The sequence below is a fragment of the Mesorhizobium sp. GbtcB19 genome, assembly GCF_019091085.1.
Taxonomy (GTDB): Bacteria; Pseudomonadota; Alphaproteobacteria; order Rhizobiales; family Rhizobiaceae; genus Mesorhizobium.
Genome location: NZ_JAGXJY010000009.1, coordinates 112,031 through 129,845, shown reverse-complemented (window position 1 = coordinate 129,845; position 17,815 = coordinate 112,031). Strand labels below are relative to the sequence as shown.

The window sequence follows — 17,815 nt, the reverse complement described above, 5'->3', positions numbered from 1 at the left end:
GCCCGGAGCGCCTCAATGACCTTGCCGAGATCGCTGTTTTCTGCCGCCGCGCTGCTGGCAACTGCCGCCTTGGTCATGCCGGCCAGCGCCGGCGCCGGCATAGAAGTCACCATGAACCAGGCAAAGATCGTCAAATTGTCACGCGGAGCCGACACGGTCGTCATCGGCAATCCGGCGATCGCCGATGCCTCGGTGCAGGATGCCTCAACCATCGTCCTCACCGGCAAGGGCTTTGGTGTCACCAATATCGTCGTGCTCGACTCCGACGGCAGCCCGATCATCGATGAACAGGTGACCGTGGTGCGGCAGGCTGCGTCCTCCGTGCGCATCTACAGGCGCTCAGAGGTCCAGACCATGTCCTGCACGCCCTATTGCGAGAGTGCGTTCAAGAGCGAGGCCGAGAAGGCGTCCGAATCCGAAATGAGCGCCGGGCACTGAGCCTCCCGAGAGGGCGGAACCCGCAGGCGTTAAAGACAGCTTAAGGCTTGCCCGGCGAATTTAACGATCATCCAAACCGGAACTCAATGGGTTTTCGCTAACCTCGCCGCCGGTACCGAAATGGGGATCGGCAGGAACATAAAATGAGCAAGGATGCCACATCCGGCAGCGGCACGGACCGCAAGGCGCGCGCCAAATCCCGCCCAGGCTTCTTCAGCGACAGGCGCGGCAGCACGGCAATGGAATTTGCGATGCTGGCCATTCCGTTCGCGCTTCTCGTCTTCGCCATCCTCGAGAGCTGCATTTCGTTCGCGGGCCAGGAGGTGATGGCCAACGTCACCGACGATGTCGCCCGCCAGTTGCGGACCGGACAGCTGCAGAAGACGAACGTCACCGAAGCCTCCATCAAGCAGCTGATCTGCAGCAGGCTGGAGATCATGGTGGCCCAGGATTGCCCGGGGTTGCTGGTGGACCTGCGCGAGTATCCGAGCTTCGCCGACGCCGCTACGGCCGGCTTCAAGATCGTGGACGGCGACATCGTGCTGGTGCAGGGCACCAACTCGATGAGCTTCACGGTTTCGCCGGGATTGGCGGAATCCATCAACATGTTGCGGGTGTTCTACAAATGGCCCGTGATGACCGATTTCCTCGCCAAGTCGATGGCCAATCTGAAGAATGGCAACACGCTGCATTTCGCATCGGTGACCTGGCAGAACGAACCGTTCGACGACAATTGAGACTGCTCGGCGGCCAAGACCGCGGCGTGGAGGGAAACTATGTTTAGTGCGGGGGCACTGCGCGGGATTTCGGCGAAGGTGGAGCGGTTTTGCCGCGACCGCCGCGGCGTCGCGGCGATCGAGTTCGCTTTTATCGTGCCGGTGCTGCTGATCATGTATTTCATCACGATGGAAGCCTCGCAGGCCATCGAGACCAGCAAGAAGGTGAGCCGCATCGGCAGCATGGTGGCCGATCTCGTCACGCAACAGCAGACGGTGGTGAAGGCGAACCTCGATGCCATCATGCAAATCGGCACGTCGACGCTACAGCCCTATAACCGTTCGACGCCGTCGATCATCGTCACCGCCATACAGATAACCGACGAGGCGACGCCGAAGGTACAGGTGGCATGGTCGCGCAAGGTGGTGGGCAGCACCTACAGCGCCGACGCGGCCGCGGGCACCACAACCACGGTGCCGGCGACGCTGAAGATCCGCAACACCTTCCTCATCCGCGTGGAAAGCGATCTCGGTTACAAACCGATCATCACCTGGTCGGCCAGCAATTCGCAGACGCTCGGGCTGACCTCGGCTTTCAGCAACATATCGATGAGCGAAACCTATTACCTGCGGCCGCGCCGGAGCCCGACGATTCCCTGCAGCGACTGCTGACGGCCTATTCCTTTCCGGCAGTTTCCCGTTCCACGATCGCCAGAGCCATCGCATAGTCCTTCGACGCGGCCGGCACAAAGCCACCGGAATGCGCCCGCTCCAGCAGATCGTACACGTCAGGCGTCTGGGACTTGAGATTGGTCAGGAAAACCGTCAGCCGGCGCTTTGCCTCGGGATCGAGATCGCTGCGGACGGCGTGCGGGCCGTAGCGCAACAGGCCCGAAGTCCACAACACGCGAAGCGATGCGCCTGGGATGCCGGCAGCCTCCAGCCGCGCGACCGTGCCGTCGGTATGGGTGGGCTGGCCATTGGCATCGGCCGGCTCCCAGCCGAACAGACCGTCCGCCTCGCCGCCGCTCAGCATCGTCTCAGCCGCCGTGGCCGAGACGGCGCGCGCCAGGAAGGGCGAATCCTGCGCGATCTTGACGCCTTCGGCCGACAATGCCGCCAGCGGCAGCAGCGCGCCGCCGACATTTCCGGCCGGCGCTATCGCAATCCGGCGCGAAGGCATGGCGGCAAGGTCGGGGAGCCTGCCGTCGCGCGTCACCAGGACGGAGCGGATGCCAACGGCGCCGTCGGCATCGACCGGCGCGACCAGCGGCTCGACACAGCCGCAGCGCTCCGAGGCCGTGGCATAGGCGAGTGCCGAATAGACCGCGTATTGCACGCGCCCGCTCGCCTGCGCCTCGATCAGCGCCGCATAGTCGCGGGCAACGACGAACTCGACCTTCATGCCGAGCGCATTGGCATAGGCGTCCGTCAGGCGCGCGAGTCCCGGGACGGTGTTGCCGCCGCCCGGCTCGGCGACGATGCCGATGCGAAACGTGCCGATGTCGTCACGCCAGTCGGCGTGCGCCGGCCAGGAGGCCCAGCCGAACGCCGCGAAAGCGACCGCGCATAGTTTCGCGGCCTGCATTGCCGCGGTTCTGCCGCGCCTCGCCATATTTGCCTTGTCCCCCGCCGGATCCGCGTCTCGCCGCAACTATGGCGCGAAGCGGTTGCGGTTTGGTTTCCGATTTGCCAACGCCGCCGACGGACCTTATGTCTGGCAGCCGACACTGACAACAATGATACCCATGGCGCGCGCTTTCCTGTTCGTTCTCGATTCTTTCGGCATCGGCGGCGCGGCCGACGCCGAACGTTATGGCGATGCCGGCGCCGACACGTTCGGACATATTTTTAAGGCCTGTGCCGAAGGGCGCGCGAACCGGGAAGGTCTGCGCGAGGGGCCGCTCGCCGTCCCCCATATGATGTCGCTCGGGCTTGGCAGGGCGGCAAGGACGGCGACCGGACTGGCCATCGACCGGGCGCCGCTGATCGCCTCGGCCTTCCATGGCGCCGCCCAGGAAGTGTCGAGCGGCAAGGACACGCCCTCGGGCCACTGGGAGATCGCGGGCCTGCCGGTGCGTTTCGACTGGGGCTATTTTCCCGATACGGTGCCTGCGTTTCCGGCCGAGCTGACCGAGGCGATCATCCGCGAGGGCGAGGTGCCGGGAATCCTCGGCAATTGCCATGCGCCGGGGACCGAGATCATCGAGCGCTTCGGTGAGGAGCACATCCGCACAAGCAAGCCGATTTGTTATACTTCGGTCGACTCCGTGTTGCAGATCGCCGCGCATGAAACGCATTTCGGCCTCGACAGGCTCCATGCGCTCTGCCTGACGGTGCGCCGGCTGGTCGATCCCTTGAAGATCGGGCGGGTGATCGCGCGTCCCTTCGTGGGCGAGACGCCGGCCACGTTCCAGCGCACCCACAACCGCCGGGACTATGCGGTGCCGCCGCCGGAGGAGACCCTGCTCGACCGGCTGACCGGCCGCGGCAGCAAGGTCATCGCCGTCGGCAAGATCGGCGACATCTTCGCCCATCGCGGCATCTCCGAGGTGCGCAAGGCCGGCGGCAACATGGCGATGTTCGACAAGGCGCTCGGCGCCATTGACGACACCGGCGAAGGCGACCTGGTCTTCGCCAATTTCGTCGACTTCGACACCGAGTTCGGCCACCGGCGCGACGTCGCCGGCTATGCGGCCGCGCTCGAGGCGTTCGATCGGCGGCTGCCGGAAGCGCTGTCGCGCCTCAGGCCTGGCGATCTTCTCATCCTCACCGCCGATCACGGCAACGACCCGACCTGGCGCGGCACAGACCACACCCGCGAGCGCGTTCCTGTGATCGGCATCGGGCCGGGGCTGAAGGGCGGCGACATCGGGCTGCGGCCAACCTTCGCCGATATCGGCGAGACCGTCGCGGATCACCTCGGCCTGGCGCCTGGCCGTCATGGCGCTTCCTTCCTTGCAACGATAGGCGGCCATGCCAGAACTGCCTGAAGTCGAGACCGTCCGGCGCGGACTGCAGCCGGTGCTGGAAGGAGCGCGGCTCGTCAAGGTCGAGACGCGCAGGCCCGACCTTCGCTTTCCTTTTCCCGCGCACTTTTCGCAACGGCTAACCGGCAAGATCGTGACGGCGCTTGGCCGGCGCGCCAAATATCTGACGATGCATATAGAGAACGGTCCGGTGCTGATCTGCCATCTGGGCATGTCGGGATCGTTCCGCGTCGAAGCCGCAGGCAGCAGCGACACTCCCGGCACCTTCCATCACGAGCGTTCGAAAAGCGCCGCGCACGACCATGTCGTGTTCGACGTCGTCTCGGAAAAAGGCGAGCGATCGCGCGTCATCTTCAACGACCCGCGCCGCTTCGGCTTCATGCTGTTTGCCGAAGGGGCGCCGGACACCCATCCGATGCTGGCGGGGCTCGGCATCGAGCCGACCGGCAATGCGCTTGACGGTCCCCTGCTCGCCTCACTGCTGAAGGATCGCAGATCGCCTCTCAAGGCGGCGCTGCTCGATCAGCGGCTGATCGCCGGGCTTGGCAATATATATGTGGCGGAGGCCCTGTGGCGGGCCGGCCTGTCGCCGTTGCGCGAAGCCGGCACCCTCGCCGGATCGGCCAAGAAGGCAAAGGAGCAAAGCGAGCGCCTTGCGCAAGCGATACGCTCGGTCATCGCCGACGCGATCGCCGCCGGAGGCTCCTCGCTTCGCGACTATGTCCAGGCCGACGGATCGCTTGGCTATTTCCAGCATTCCTTCGCGGTCTACGATCGCGAGGGGGAGCCATGCCCGAAGCCGGGCTGCCGTGGCCATATCGAACGCATCGTGCAAAGCGGGCGCTCGACCTTCTATTGCCGGACATGTCAGCGGTGAGCTAGACCGGTCTTGTCCAAGACAAGCGAGGAGACATAACGCCATGACCTATGAAACCATTCTCGCGGAGACACGCGGCAAGGTCGGGCTGATCACGCTGAACCGGCCGAAGGCGCTCAATGCGCTCAATTCGCAGGTGATGGCTGAAGTCGTGGCCGCGGTGAACGCTTTCAACGCCGATGCCGGCATCGGCGCCATGGTGCTTACCGGTTCGGAAAAAGCCTTCGCCGCCGGCGCCGATATCAAGGAAATGCAGGCGATCGCCTTCGTCGACGCCTACACGCAGGACTTCTTCGTCGGCTGGGAAGAACTGACGCGCGCGCGCAAGCCCATCATCGCGGCGGTCGCGGGCTATGCACTCGGCGGCGGCTGCGAGCTGGCCATGATGTGCGACTTCATCATCGCCGGCGACAACGCCAAGTTCGGCCAGCCCGAAATCACGCTCGGCGTCATGCCTGGCATGGGCGGATCGCAGCGGCTGACGCGCTTCGTCGGCAAGTCGAAGGCGATGGACATGTGCCTGACCGGACGGATGATGGACGCCGCCGAAGCCGAGCGCTGTGGACTGGTCTCGCGGGTGGTGCCGGCGGCCGAACTCACCGAGGAAGCGCTGAAGGCTGCGGCGAAGATCGCCGAGTTCTCGCTGCCCTCGGTGATGATGACCAAGGAAGCCGTCAACCGCGCCTACGAGACGACGCTCGCCGAGGGGCTGCGCTTCGAGCGCCGCCTGTTCCATTCGCTGTTCGCGCTCGACGACCAGAAAGAAGGCATGGCCGCCTTCGTCGAGAAGCGGAAGCCCAATTTCACCAATCGCTGAAGTGCCTCGCGCGGACGTGGATACAGCAACGCATTTCAGCTCTTTTTCTTGATGCATGCCGTTGTCCCAAAACCACTGCGCAGTTTTGCGCGGCATGCACCGGAGCTTCTCCAAAAAGACCGCAAAGCGGCGTTGACGCGCCGGAAAAGCTGAACTATAAGCCGCACCAACCGAGGCGGCCCCGTGGCTGCCCGTTTGTTTTTTGCGCCCTGCGACATCGCTGGCGTTCACCAGATCAGAAGAGAGGCATCATGGCCAACACTTCCTCGGCCAAAAAGGCTACGCGCAAGATCGCCCGCCGCGCCGCGGTCAACAAGAACCGTCGCTCGCGCGTGCGCACCTATGTCCGCAAGGTCGAAGAGGCGCTGGCCGCCGGCGACAAGGCCGCGGCGGTCGAAGCCTTCAAGGCTGCGGAGCCGGAATTGATGCGTGCCGCCACCAAGGGCGTCGTTCACAAGAACACGGCTTCCCGCAAGGTTTCGCGGCTGGCGCAGCGGGTCAAGACGCTGTCGGCCTGACCGACTCCCTCTATCCTCCATCGATACTGAACCCGGCCGTACAGGCCGGGTTTTTTCGTTTGCCGGCAAGTACTTAAAAAGTTTGCTCGCAAGCTGCACTTATGAGGCGATTCCAATGTCGGTAATGTTTTGCCGGCATATACAGCGCCGCTTATATCTGTGCGCCTCCGCCGCGGCAGCTGCCCAAATTCCCCTGTCAGAAAATCTACATTTTTTTCAAAGACTTACAGGCGGTCGTCCACAGCTTGTTCAACGCGTGGTCGGGCGACGGGGGAGAAGTAGCTGTCAAGAGAATTATTTCAGAATATTTCGTTTCGGGCGGCCTTTTTCATATTCGCCGGAAAAGGGTTTGAATCACAATGGCTTTGTCAAAACGTACCGTTGCGGTACCTGATTTCAAGCCCTGCCTGGTAACCAGATTCGTTAAAAAACCGTTAGACGTGGCCTTGCCCTATCCACAGCGATTTCGGTAATGTCCATGCATCGAAGGGACGGGCTTTAGCCCCTGACCCAGCCTGAATCGGCCAGCACAAAATGGCAGAATTCATGACGTGGAGCAATTCTGCGTGTGGCTTGGTTTGTCTCTTCGGTGCGGGTAGGGGACTGGCGTAATTGTACATGGCAGTCGATGTCTCGCCGGCGTTTTCGCCGGAGGGCGAAGTATTGCCTTGTCGTTGTCGGAAGCCGGCGTGCGGAGCCGGCAGTCGGTCCCTTGCGCGCGTTGCGACGATCATTGCCGGCGGCGGCAGTGGCGGCGCGGCAAAAATGAGGCCGTCGGACCAAGGATGCAGGAGGCGCATCCCCGGCGGGAAAAAGGGTACGACAAGACAAGGAACTTTGATGATGCAGAGCGGCATTGAAAGGGAGATGGCGGGCGAGCTCCCATTTCCAGCAACTTTTGCCGGAGGGGACGGCGTGGCGGCATCCAACGACGCGGAACAGAAGTTCGAGCGGGTCAAGACCCAGTTGAAGGCGCGCCTCGGAGCCGAGGTTTATTCGAGCTGGTTCGGTCGCATGAAGGTCGCGGAGGCCTCCCGCGGCATTGTCCGCATCTCCGTGCCCACCGCCTTCCTGCGGTCCTGGATCAACGGCCATTATCTCGAGCTCATAGCGGAGCTGTGGCGGCACGAGGATGCGGACGTCCTCAAGATCGAGATCGTCGTGCGCACCGCGACGCGCCAGGGGCGCAACCCCGTCGAGCCGGAAATCGCGCCGGCGCGCAAGATGATGACCAAACAGACGCATACCGCGCTCGCCAACGGCACCGCGAGCGCCGGACGCGTGGAACAACGGGCGCCGGCGCCCCGCCAGGGCACTTCCGCGGAACCGGAGTTCCGCCACAACGTGCTGGGATCGCCATTGGACCCGCGCTACACCTTCGCCTCCTTCATCGAGGGGCCGTCCAACAGGGTGGCCTTCGCGGCGGCCAGGGCTGTGGCGGAATCGCAGTCGAGCGCGGTGCGTTTCAATCCGCTTTTCCTGCATGCGACCGTCGGGCTCGGTAAGACGCACCTCTTGCAGGCGATCGCGGCGGAATCGCTGCGGCACAACCCGAAGTCACGCGTCGTCTATCTGACGGCGGAGTACTTCATGTGGCGCTTCGCCACCGCGATCCGCGACAACAATGCGCTGACCCTGAAGGAGCAGCTGCGCGACATCGATCTCCTGATCATCGACGACATGCAGTTCCTGCAGGGCAAGTCGATCCAGCATGAGTTCTGCCATTTGATCAACATGCTGCTCGATAGCGCCAAGCAGGTCGTGGTCGCGGCCGACCGGCCACCGTCGGAACTGGAATCGCTGGAGCCGCGCGTGCGTTCGCGCCTCAATGGCGGCGTGGCGCTGGAAATGTCGGCGCCGGATTTCGCCATGCGGCTCGGCATGCTGAAGCTGCGCCGCGCCACCGCCAAGACCGATGACAGCTCGCTCGACATCTCGGACGAGATTCTGGAGCATGTCGCTCGCACGGTGACCGGCAGCGGCCGCGAGCTCGAAGGCGCCTTCAACCAGCTTCTGTTCCGCCAGTCCTTCGAGCCGCAGATCACCATCGACCGCATCGACGAGATCCTCGGCCACATCTACCGCTCGGGCGAGCCGAAACGGGTGCGCATCGAGGACATCCAGCGCATCGTGGCGCGCCACTACAATGTGTCGAAGACGGAGCTTCTGTCCAACCGGCGCACGCGCACGATCGTCAAGCCGCGGCAGGTGGCGATGTATCTGTCGAAAGTGATGACGCCGCGCTCGCTGCCGGAGATCGGACGGCGTTTCGGCGGCCGCGACCACACGACCGTGCTGCATGCGGTGCGCAAGATCGAGGATCTTTCGGGTGGCGACAACACGCTGGCGCAGGAACTCGAGCTGCTCAGAAGGCTGATCAACGACCAGGCCTGAGCGGGCGCTAAAATAGCCGGCGACGAGCTTCGCCGGCTTTATCCCCAGAAAGCCCGCGCAACCGGCCGGAACCGGTGGCGCGGGCTTGCGTTTGCGGGCTTTTTACTGTCAGCTTACGGAGATTCTGAAGCCTTTCAGAGCTTTCGCGGGATGCCGCTGCCTGGCGACCCGTTCATTCATTGAAGCGAGCCTGTTTCGTCATGCGTGTTATCCTGGAACGGTCAAACCTCCTGAAGTCCCTCAATCACGTCCATCGCGTGGTCGAGCGGCGCAATACCATTCCGATCCTGTCCAACGTGCTGCTCAGCGCCGAGGGCGCCAGCCTCGAGATGAAGGCCACCGACCTCGACCTCGAAGTGACGGAGGCGACGCCGGCCAAGGTCGAGCGCGGCGGCGCGACCACGGTGCCGGCACATCTGCTCTACGACATCGTGCGCAAGCTTTCCGACGGCGCCGAGGTGATGCTCAAGACCGACGAAGACGGCAACGCGATGACCGTCACCTCCGGCCGCTCGAGCTTCCGCCTGCAGTGCCTGCCGCAATCCGACTTCCCGGAGCTTTCGGCCGGTTCGTTCTCGCATATCTTCCGGCTGGAATCAGCGGCGCTGAAGGGGCTGATCGACAAGACCCAATTCGCCATCTCCACCGAAGAGACGCGCTATTATCTCAACGGCATCTTCCTGCACACGCATGAGGTTGGCGGCAAATTGAAACTGCGCTCGGTGGCGACCGACGGACACCGCCTGGCGCGCGCCGAGATCGACGCGCCGGCCGGCTCCGAAGGCATGCCGGGCATCATCATTCCGCGCAAGACCGTGAGCGAGCTGCAGAAGCTGGTCGACGATCCCGATGTGGCGGTGACGACGGAACTGTCGGACACCAAGATCCGCTTCACCATCGGCAGCGTCGTTTTGACCTCGAAGCTGATCGACGGCACCTTCCCCGACTATCAGCGCGTCATTCCTACCGGCAACGACAAGAAGCTGATCATCGACCGCCAGTCCTTCGCAGCGGCCGTCGATCGCGTGTCCACGATCTCGTCCGAGCGCGGCCGCGCGGTGAAGCTCTCGATCAACGAAGGTCAGGTCACACTTGCCGTCAACAATCCGGATTCAGGCAGCGCCACCGAGGAGCTGGCTGCGGATTATTCGTCGGACCCGATCGAGATCGGCTTCAACGCCAAATACCTGCTCGACGTCGCTGCCCAGCTTACCGGTTCGGAGGCCAAGTTCATGCTGGCCGATGCCGGCTCACCGACGCTGATCCACGACATGGCTGACGAAACGGCGCTCTACGTGCTGATGCCGATGCGGGTCTAGGTCCGGGACAGGCATATATGTCGCCGTGACCGAGGATGCGAAACAGCTTCGGCAGCAAAGCCATATAAGTAAGCTGACACTTACGAATTTCCGCAACTATGCGGCGTTGTCGCTCGAGCTTGCACCCGGCGCGGTGGTGCTGTCGGGCGACAACGGCGCCGGCAAGACCAATCTCCTGGAAGCGGTCTCGTTCCTGACGCCGGGCCGGGGCTTGCGCCGCGCGCCCTACGCGGACGTGGCGCGCGAGGGCGGCGACGGCGGCTTCGCCTTGCATGCGCGCATCGGGGGACCCGAGGGACAGGTCGAGATCGGCACCGGAATTTCCGGCGGAGACGCCGCTGGAGAAGGCGGCCGACGCGTGCGGATCAACGGCGCGCCGGCGCGATCGGCGGAGGATATGCTGGAATGGCTGCGCGTGGTCTGGCTGACGCCGGCGATGGATGGGCTGTTTCCCGGGCCGGCGGCCGATCGGCGCCGCTTCCTCGACCGGCTGGTGCTGGCGATCGACCCCGGCCACGGCCAGCGCGCGCTTGACTACGAGAAAGCCATGCGTGGCCGTAACCGTTTGCTTACCGAAGGCTCCCGCGACGGCGCCTGGTTCGACGCGATCGAGACGCAGATGGCCGAGACCGGGGTGGCGATCGCCGCGGCGCGGGCCGAGCTGGTGCGGCTGCTCTCCGCCATGATCGACAGATTGCCCGGCAGCGGACCGTTTCCGCAGGCCGACATCGGTCTTGCCGGCGATCTGGAGACCGCGCTCGGCAGCGCGGCGGCTGTCGACGTCGAGGAGCGGTATCGCGCCGCCCTTGCCAATGGCCGCGAGCGCGACCGCGCCGCCGGCCGCACACTGGACGGCCCGCACCGTTCCGACCTCGTGGTCCGGCATCGGCCGAAGTCGATGCCGGCGGAACTCTGTTCGACCGGCGAGCAGAAAGCGCTGCTGGTTGGCATCGTGCTGTCGCATGCCAGGCTGACCGGCGAAATGTCGGGCCTGACGCCGGTCCTGCTCCTGGACGAGATCGCCGCGCATCTCGACGCGGGCCGGCGCGCGGCGCTGTTCTCGATTCTCGAAGAGCTGAACTGCCAGGCCTTCATGACCGGCACGGATGCGGCCCTGTTTTCCAGTCTTGCCGGGCGGGCACAGTTCCTGACGGTCGATCATGGCAGCGTCGAGCCAACCGCCTGACACTTGAAGGGCCAAGGCTCTCAACCGCCTGCCGGCGAATGACAAGGTTGCTTGCCGGCGATATGGTCCGACCATGACCAGTGCCGCCCTGACCGACGAAGAACTCGAACGCTATGCCCGCCACATCGTGCTGCCCGAGATCGGCGGGCCGGGCCAGCAGAAGCTGAAACGTGCGCGGGTGCTGGTGATCGGCGCCGGCGGACTGGGCGCGCCGGTGCTGGAATATCTCGCCGCCGCCGGTGTCGGCACGCTCGGCATCGTCGACGACGACACGGTTTCCTTGTCCAACCTGCAGCGGCAGGTGATCCATGGCGGCGACACGATCGGCATGGCCAAGACCGACAGCGCCGCGGCGGCGATCATGCGCATCAACCCCAACGTCACGGTGGAAGCGCATCGCCTGCGACTGACGGACGAGAACGCCCCTGCCCTGGTCGCCCGCTACGATGTCGTCGTCGACGGCTCCGACAATTTCGAGACGCGCTACGCGGCCGCCGACGCCTGCGCCGGCGAGAATAAGCCCTTGGTCACCGCGGCTGTCGGCCGCTTCGACGGCTCGGTGACGGTGCTGAAGCCGTTCGAGACAGGCGCCGACGGCAAGCGCAACCCGAGCTACCGCGACCTGTTCCCGGAGGCGCCGCCCGAAGGGCTGGTGCCGTCCTGCGCCGTTGCCGGCATCGTCGGCGCGCTGACCGGCGTCATCGGCACGCTGGAGGCGATGGAAGCGATCAAGCTGATCACCGGCATCGGCGAGCCGCTGATCGGCCGGCTGCTGCTCTATGACGGGCTCACGGCCCGTTTCGACACCATCCGCTACAAGGCCGTCTGAGCGCATGGACCAGACCGTCGGCATCTCGATCGTCGAACTTCCTCCTGATTTCGGCCAATGGGACGATTTGCTCGCGCTGATCCGGCGCGCCTTCGCCTATATGGACGGCGTCATCGACCCGCCGTCATCGGCGCATCTTTTGACCGCCGACGGCCTTGCCGAGAAAGCCAAACGCGAGGCGGGATTCCTGGCCATCGAGAACGGCCGCATCGTCGGTTGCGTCTTCGCGCTGGAGCGGGCCCGGGATTTCTATGTCGGCAAGCTGGCGGTCGAGCCGGGGCTGCAGGGCCAAGGCATCGGAACCCGGCTGATGCAAGCGGTCGAGGATCTTGCCCGCCAGCGCGGCAAGGATGCGATCGAGCTTCAGACGCGCATCGAACTGACCGCAAACCATGCAGCCTTCGCCCGGCTGGGCTTTCGCGAGACCGAACGCACGGCGCATGCCGGCTATGACCGGCCGACCGCCATCACCATGCGCAAGGTGCTGTCTTGAGCCTCGTACTCAGCCCGCAAGAACAGGCGATCGCCGCCAGCCAGGACGGCGCGGGAATGGCCATGCGCATCGTCGCCGAAAGCGCCCGCCTGCTCGGCGCGCCGCGGCTCATCCCGATCGCGTCCACCCATATCGACGGAGCGCTTTACCACGGCGATTCCGGCACGTTGTTCGCCGAAAGGTTGGTCGAAGGCGGCGCCAAGGTCGCGGTGCGCTCGACGCTCAATGTCGGCGCGCTCGACCTGATGGGCTGCTCGCCCATTCGCCTTGAAGAGCCGCAACGCGGCATGGCGCGGCGGATGATGGAGGCCTATCGCAAGCTCGGCTGCGAGCAGAGCTGGACGTGCGCGCCCTATCAAGCCGGGCACCGGCCGGCACAGGGCAGCGACGTGGCCTGGGGCGAGTCCAACGCGGTCGTGTTCTGCAATTCGGTGCTGGGCGCGCGCACCAACCGTTACGGCGATTTCCTGGACATTGCCTGCGCCATCACGGGACGCGCGCCGGATTACGGCCTGCACCGGCCTGACAATCGCCGGGCGCGGCTCGTGTTCGATGTCTCGGGCCTGTCACCCGCCTTCCTTGCCTCCGAGATCGCCTGGCCCGTTCTGGGCAGCCTCTATGGCCGTGAGGTGGGCAACGCGATCGGTGTCGTCGCCGGCGTCGCCGGCCATCCCGGCGAGGACGCGCTGAAGGCGTTCGGCGCGGCCGCCGCATCGTCCGGCGCGGTCGGCCTATTCCACATCGCCGGCGTGACGCCCGAGGCCCCCGACGTCGAAACCATTCTGGCCGGGCCGGAACCGGAAGCCGTCATCCGCGTGACGCCTCAGATGGCGGCGAAGGCCCGAGCCGGCCTGTCGACCGCGGCGGCGCCAAAAGCCATCGATGCGGTGGCGATCGGCAGTCCGCATCTGTCGCCTGCCGAGTTCGGAAGTCTGGAGCGGCTGATCGCAGGGCGGCGGCTTGCCGTGCCGATCTATGCCTGCACCGGCCGCCACGCGCTCGCCCTGCTGGAGCAGGACGGTGGGCGAAAGAGGCTCGAAGCCAGCGGCGTCGTCATCGTCGCCGATACCTGCGTCGTGGTGACGCCGATCATGCCGGACCTCCACAACGGCGTGCTGATGACCAATTCGGGCAAGTTCGCCCATTACGCGCCGGGCAATACCGGCTATGGCGTGCTCTACGCCTCGCTTGCCGACTGCGTCGAAAGCGCGGTCCTCGGCAGGCCGGTCTTTACGGATATCGCCGCATGAGCGCTGCAGCCGAAATCCTGGTGCCTGGCAAGGCGGGCGAAGGCGAAGCGCTGGTGCTGACGGCGCCGATCAGTTTTTGGGGCGGCGTCGATCCCAGGACCGGGCGCATCGCCGATGTCCGCCATCCGCAGCATGGCGACGTCATCGCCGGCAAAGTGCTGTTCCTGCCCGGCACGATCGGCTCGTCGTCGGCTTCGGCGGTGCTGATGGAGCTCGTCCACAACGGCCGCTCGCCGGCCGCTCTGGTGCTGCACGAGCCGGACGCGATCCTGCTGCTCGGCCTGATCGTCGCCCGGGAAATGGGCTGGGAAACGCCGATGGCGGTGCGGCTCGAACGCAGCGCGTTCGAGACCTATCGTGGATCCACTGTGACGGTCGCCGCGGACGGCGCCGTCACCATCTGATAGTGGCAGACCTTCTCAGGTCCTGAGCGGCAAAACCCGGTCCGGCGGGCGGTGGCCGTCGAAGAAGGCGCGGATGTTGATGATCACCTTCTCGCCCATGTCGATGCGGCCCTCGAGCGTGGCCGAGCCCATATGCGGCAACAGCACCACCTTGCCCTTGGCGGCAAGCTTCAACAGCTTGCTGTTCAGCGCCGGCTCGTGCTCGTAGACGTCGAGGCCGGCGCCGGCGATCTTGCCGTCATGGATGAGCTTCACCAGCGATTCCTCGTCGATGATGTCGCCGCGCGCGGTGTTGACGATGTAGGCCGAAGGCTGCATCAGTGCCAGGCGGCGGCCGGACAGCAGATGGAACGTCGCCGGCGTCGACGGGCAGTTGACCGAGATGATGTCCATGCGGGCGAGCATCTGGTCGAGGCTTTCCCAATAGGTTGCCTCCAGCTCCTCCTCGACCGCCGGCAGCACGCGGTGCCGGTTGTGATAGTGGATCGACAGTCCGAAGGCCTTGGCCCGTTTGGCAACCGCCGTGCCGATGCGGCCCATGCCGACGATGCCCAGGCGTTTGCCCCAGATGCGCCGGCCGAGCATCCAGGTCGGCGACCAGCCGGCCCATTTCTTCTCGCCGGTCAGCACGTTGGCGCCTTCGGCCAGACGCCGCGGCACGGCGAGCATCAGCGCCATGGTCATATCGGCGGTGTCCTCGGTCAGCACATTCGGCGTGTTGGTGACGGTGATGCCCTTCTTGGCCGCCGCCGCGACATCGATCTTGTCGACGCCATTGCCGAAATTCGCGATCAGCTTGAGGTTTTCGCCGGCCTGGGCGATCAGCGCGGCATCGATGTGGTCGGTGATGGTGGGGACCAGCACATCGGCTTCCTTGACCGCCGCGACCAACTCCGGCTGCGTCATCGGCCGGTCCTCGACATTCAGCCGCGCGTCGAACAGCTCGCGCATGCGGGTTTCGACCGGATCGGGCAGCTTGCGCGTGATGACGACGAGGGGCCGTTTTTTGCCTGCCATTTTATCCCCGAAGCTTCCTCGACCAGGATGACGTTTCGTCGAATCGTCATCCTGATCCTACTCTTTTTTGGAGCGCGATCTTTTCCGAAAACCGGTTCCCACTTTTCGGGATCATGCTCTCGAAACCGATCTCGTTGAGACCTCTTTAACCAAGACCGGCGAAACTTGTAGCCAGTCGCGGCATCAGCCCACTCCTGTAACAAGCGGTGCCGCCGAAGACAAAGAAAAAGGGGCGCCCGTCCCGTCCGACGGGCGCCGAAAGGAACGAAAGTGTCTGGTTTCGCGTCGCTTCGCCTGGCCTTCAGCGCGGCCATCCTTGGCGCCCTGCTTTGCGCGCCGCAGGCGCTGGCGCAAAGCGCGGCCGCGCCGGCGCAGACCATAACGCTCGGCCCGAGCGGCCTGCCGCTGCCGCGATTCGTCAGCCTGAAGCCGGCCCGCGTCAATTCGCGCGTCGGCCCCGGCGCCAATTATTCCGTCAACTGGATGTACATGAAGGCCGGGCTGCCGATGGAAATCATCCAGGAATTCGACACCTGGCGGCGCGTGCGCGACGCCGACGGATCGGAAGGCTGGATCAACCAATCGCTGCTCTCCGGCCGCCGCACCGCGATCGTGGCGCCCTGGCAGCGCGGCAAGGGCGGGCAGGTCAACCTGCTCAACGAGCCCGACAAGGATGCCGGTGTCGTCGCCATCATCGAACCGGGCGTGATCGGCTCGATCAAGAAATGCGACGGCCAATGGTGCGAAATGACCTTCGACGGCCATACCGGCTGGATGGCCCAGTCGCAGGTGTGGGGCGCTTATCCCGGCGAGAAATTCAAGAACTAGGGCGTATCGACATTCAGGTGAGGCCGGCCTGCGAATGGCGGCTTCCTGCGCTTCCGGTGCTCATGTACTTTAAGTACGCTCCGCTCCGTTCTCGGAAACCACCATTCTCGACTCGGCCTGACCTGAATCTCGACACGCCTTTAGCCGGCCGCGCTCTTGCGGTCGCGGCCGATGCGACCGAGATGCGTATCCTGGAAACCGGTGGGCAGCTTGAGGCCGTAGCCGAGGGCACGATCGATGGCGATGTGCGCGATCCAGATGAGCGCCACGGCGGTCGTGACCGTGCCGGCGAGCAAGGCGCCCGCAAGCAGAATGACCAGCGGGGCGATCAGGATATGCAAGGCGTTGTAGGTGACGGCGCCGACGCGCGGTCCGGCGAGGTAGCCCAGCATCGACAGGTCCGGCGCCAGGATGAGCAGGGCAAACAGCCACCAGGAAAAGCCGGACAGTGCATAGCAAACGATGGCCAACGCGGCGACGGTGACCCACTCAAGCCGGACGATCAGGTCGACGGGGCGCGTCGCCACGGGATCAGTCGCCGCGCTTCGGGCGAAGCCTCACGACGATGTCGACATTGGCGATCTCCATGCCCTCCGGCGGTGCCGGCAGGTTGGAGACGGTGACCGGTCCGCTTTCGATGTCGAAAATCCGGTTCTCGCCTTCGATGTAGAAGTGATGGTGGTCGGAGGTGTTGGTGTCGAAATAGGTTTTCGAACCTTCGACCGCCAGGATGCGAAGCAGGCCGGCCTGGGTGAACTGATGCAGCGCGTTGTAGACCGTCGCCAGCGAAACCGGCACGCCGGCGGCGATCGCCTCCTCGTGCAGTTCCTCGGCCGAAAGGTGGCGGTCGCCCTTGGCGAAAAGCAGATCGGCCAGCGCGATGCGCTGGCGCGTCGGCCTCAGGCCGGCTTCGCGAACCCGCTTGTCCACAGCGACATTTTCCTTCCGGTAGCCCGAATCCATCTTCGCTTCGAAGCTTGTTGCCCAGCCCATCAACAGGTCCAGGATGGCAAAAAGACGTCAAAAGCCAAAACCGGACACCAATCGACATATATTCTGTAGTCCGAATGCGATCAATAGCGCGCATTGACCCGGGCAGGCGCACGGGTTAAGCGCAAACGCCGGTTTCCGGCCGCAAACAGAGTGTGTTAGGAAACCAACGACAAGGGCGCCCTGCCGCCCGCCAAGAACACGGGGACGGAAGTTTAATGGCGGATCAAAAGTCCAGCTACGATTACGAGGAACTGCTTGCCTGCGCCCGCGGCGACCTGTTCGGGCCAGGCAATGCCCAACTGCCCTACCCGCCGATGCTGATGTTCGACCGCATCACCGAGATCAGCGAGACCGGCGGTGCGTTCGACAAGGGCTTCATCCGCGCCGAATTCGACATCAAGCCGGACCTTTGGTTCTTCGCCTGCCACTTCATCGGCAATCCGATCATGCCGGGCTGCCTCGGCCTCGACGCCATGTGGCAGTTGACCGGTTTCTATCTCGGCTGGCTTGGCGAGCCGGGCAAGGGCATGGCGCTTTCGACCGGCGAGGTGAAGTTCAAGGGCATGGTGACGCCGTCGGTAAAGAAGGTCGAATACGGCATCGACTTCAAGCGCGTGATGCGCGGCCGCCTGGTGCTCGGCATCGCCGATGGCTGGCTCAAGGCGGATGGCGAACCCATATACGCCGCGACGGATCTGAAGGTCGGCCTGTCCAAGCAGTCGGCCGCCTGACGGTTATTTCGCCGC

At 64.6% G+C, this 17,815-nt stretch carries 20 protein-coding genes; 16 read left to right on the top strand and 4 right to left on the bottom strand.

The features are described from left to right. The first annotated feature begins 15 nt into the window (after nucleotides 1-15). The 3 genes from KVT37_RS17350 to KVT37_RS17340 all read left to right on the top strand — a co-directional run bounded on the left by KVT37_RS17350 (nucleotide 16) and on the right by KVT37_RS17340 (nucleotide 1,826). On the top strand, nucleotides 16-438 hold the full coding sequence (locus KVT37_RS17350; protein ID WP_217575205.1) for a pilus assembly protein N-terminal domain-containing protein: 423 nt from the start codon (nucleotides 16-18) through the stop codon (nucleotides 436-438). 143 nt (nucleotides 439-581) lie between these two features. Further along, complete coding sequence (locus KVT37_RS17345) at nucleotides 582-1,175, top strand: TadE/TadG family type IV pilus assembly protein (RefSeq protein ID WP_217575203.1); 594 nt, start codon at nucleotides 582-584, stop codon at nucleotides 1,173-1,175. Nucleotides 1,176-1,214: 39 nt separating this feature from the next. After that, nucleotides 1,215-1,826, top strand: a complete 612-nt coding sequence (locus KVT37_RS17340) for a TadE/TadG family type IV pilus assembly protein (RefSeq protein WP_217575201.1) — start codon at nucleotides 1,215-1,217, stop codon at nucleotides 1,824-1,826. Between the two features lie 4 nt (nucleotides 1,827-1,830). On the opposite strand, the gene KVT37_RS17335 is transcribed toward KVT37_RS17340, so the two are convergent. Next, entirely contained in the window at nucleotides 1,831-2,742 is a 912-nt protein-coding gene (locus tag KVT37_RS17335) for a phosphate/phosphite/phosphonate ABC transporter substrate-binding protein (protein ID WP_217575199.1), read from the bottom strand. Nucleotides 2,743-2,902: 160 nt separating this feature from the next. Between KVT37_RS17335 and KVT37_RS17330 the strand changes: the two genes are divergently transcribed. The 11 genes from KVT37_RS17330 to KVT37_RS17280 all read left to right on the top strand — a co-directional run bounded on the left by KVT37_RS17330 (nucleotide 2,903) and on the right by KVT37_RS17280 (nucleotide 14,231). Further along, nucleotides 2,903-4,147, top strand: a complete 1,245-nt coding sequence (locus KVT37_RS17330) for a phosphopentomutase (protein WP_217575197.1) — start codon at nucleotides 2,903-2,905, stop codon at nucleotides 4,145-4,147. Next, nucleotides 4,131-5,021, top strand: coding sequence for a bifunctional DNA-formamidopyrimidine glycosylase/DNA-(apurinic or apyrimidinic site) lyase (gene mutM, locus KVT37_RS17325; RefSeq protein ID WP_217575195.1), 891 nt, complete (start codon nucleotides 4,131-4,133; stop codon nucleotides 5,019-5,021). Before KVT37_RS17330 ends, mutM begins: the two co-directional genes overlap by 17 nt. 43 nt (nucleotides 5,022-5,064) lie before the next feature. Continuing rightward, entirely contained in the window at nucleotides 5,065-5,838 is a 774-nt protein-coding gene (locus KVT37_RS17320; protein WP_217575193.1) for an enoyl-CoA hydratase, read from the top strand. Nucleotides 5,839-6,089: 251 nt separating this feature from the next. Beyond that, nucleotides 6,090-6,356 carry a 30S ribosomal protein S20 gene (gene rpsT, locus KVT37_RS17315; RefSeq protein WP_040985913.1) on the top strand — a complete coding sequence of 89 codons (267 nt, stop codon included), beginning with the start codon at nucleotides 6,090-6,092 and terminating at the stop codon, nucleotides 6,354-6,356. 843 nt (nucleotides 6,357-7,199) lie between these two features. Next, entirely contained in the window at nucleotides 7,200-8,750 is a 1,551-nt protein-coding gene (gene dnaA / locus KVT37_RS17310) for a chromosomal replication initiator protein DnaA (RefSeq protein ID WP_217575402.1), read from the top strand. Between the two features lie 200 nt (nucleotides 8,751-8,950). Next, nucleotides 8,951-10,069, top strand: a complete 1,119-nt coding sequence (gene dnaN, locus KVT37_RS17305) for a DNA polymerase III subunit beta (protein WP_140645319.1) — start codon at nucleotides 8,951-8,953, stop codon at nucleotides 10,067-10,069. Between the two features lie 25 nt (nucleotides 10,070-10,094). Next, nucleotides 10,095-11,255, top strand: coding sequence for a DNA replication/repair protein RecF (gene recF, locus KVT37_RS17300; protein WP_217575191.1), 1,161 nt, complete (start codon nucleotides 10,095-10,097; stop codon nucleotides 11,253-11,255). Nucleotides 11,256-11,328: 73 nt separating this feature from the next. Further along, entirely contained in the window at nucleotides 11,329-12,084 is a 756-nt protein-coding gene (locus tag KVT37_RS17295; protein ID WP_217575189.1) for a molybdopterin-synthase adenylyltransferase MoeB, read from the top strand. 4 nt (nucleotides 12,085-12,088) lie between these two features. Continuing rightward, on the top strand, nucleotides 12,089-12,577 hold the full coding sequence (locus KVT37_RS17290) for a GNAT family N-acetyltransferase (RefSeq protein WP_217575187.1): 489 nt from the start codon (nucleotides 12,089-12,091) through the stop codon (nucleotides 12,575-12,577). After that, nucleotides 12,574-13,827, top strand: a complete 1,254-nt coding sequence (locus KVT37_RS17285) for an aconitase X catalytic domain-containing protein (RefSeq protein WP_217575185.1) — start codon at nucleotides 12,574-12,576, stop codon at nucleotides 13,825-13,827. Before KVT37_RS17290 ends, KVT37_RS17285 begins: the two co-directional genes overlap by 4 nt. Then, nucleotides 13,824-14,231, top strand: a complete 408-nt coding sequence (locus KVT37_RS17280) for a DUF126 domain-containing protein (RefSeq protein ID WP_217575183.1) — start codon at nucleotides 13,824-13,826, stop codon at nucleotides 14,229-14,231. The genes KVT37_RS17285 and KVT37_RS17280 overlap by 4 nt, the downstream gene beginning before the upstream one ends. Before the next feature lie 15 nt (nucleotides 14,232-14,246). Here the strand turns inward: KVT37_RS17280 and KVT37_RS17275 are convergent, their stop codons facing one another. Beyond that, nucleotides 14,247-15,248 carry a D-glycerate dehydrogenase gene (locus tag KVT37_RS17275; protein WP_217575181.1) on the bottom strand — a complete coding sequence of 334 codons (1,002 nt, stop codon included), beginning with the start codon at nucleotides 15,246-15,248 and terminating at the stop codon, nucleotides 14,247-14,249. 270 nt (nucleotides 15,249-15,518) lie between these two features. Here KVT37_RS17275 and KVT37_RS17270 point away from each other — a divergent pair, with 270 nt between their 5' ends. Continuing rightward, nucleotides 15,519-16,076, top strand: coding sequence for an SH3 domain-containing protein (locus KVT37_RS17270; protein ID WP_217575179.1), 558 nt, complete (start codon nucleotides 15,519-15,521; stop codon nucleotides 16,074-16,076). Nucleotides 16,077-16,216: 140 nt separating this feature from the next. Here KVT37_RS17270 and KVT37_RS17265 read toward each other — a convergent pair whose 3' ends face one another. Beyond that, a complete protein-coding gene (locus KVT37_RS17265) occupies nucleotides 16,217-16,603 on the bottom strand; it encodes a DUF4260 domain-containing protein (protein WP_217575177.1) in 387 nt (128 codons plus the stop codon). Between the two features lie 4 nt (nucleotides 16,604-16,607). Continuing rightward, nucleotides 16,608-17,039: an iron response transcriptional regulator IrrA gene (irrA, locus tag KVT37_RS17260; protein ID WP_217575399.1), complete on the bottom strand. Its 432-nt coding sequence runs from the start codon at nucleotides 17,037-17,039 to the stop codon at nucleotides 16,608-16,610. Nucleotides 17,040-17,284: 245 nt separating this feature from the next. On the opposite strand from irrA, the gene fabA reads away from it, so the two are divergent. After that, nucleotides 17,285-17,800, top strand: coding sequence for a 3-hydroxyacyl-[acyl-carrier-protein] dehydratase FabA (gene fabA, locus KVT37_RS17255; RefSeq protein WP_112101788.1), 516 nt, complete (start codon nucleotides 17,285-17,287; stop codon nucleotides 17,798-17,800). Nucleotides 17,801-17,815: the final 15 nt, after the last annotated feature.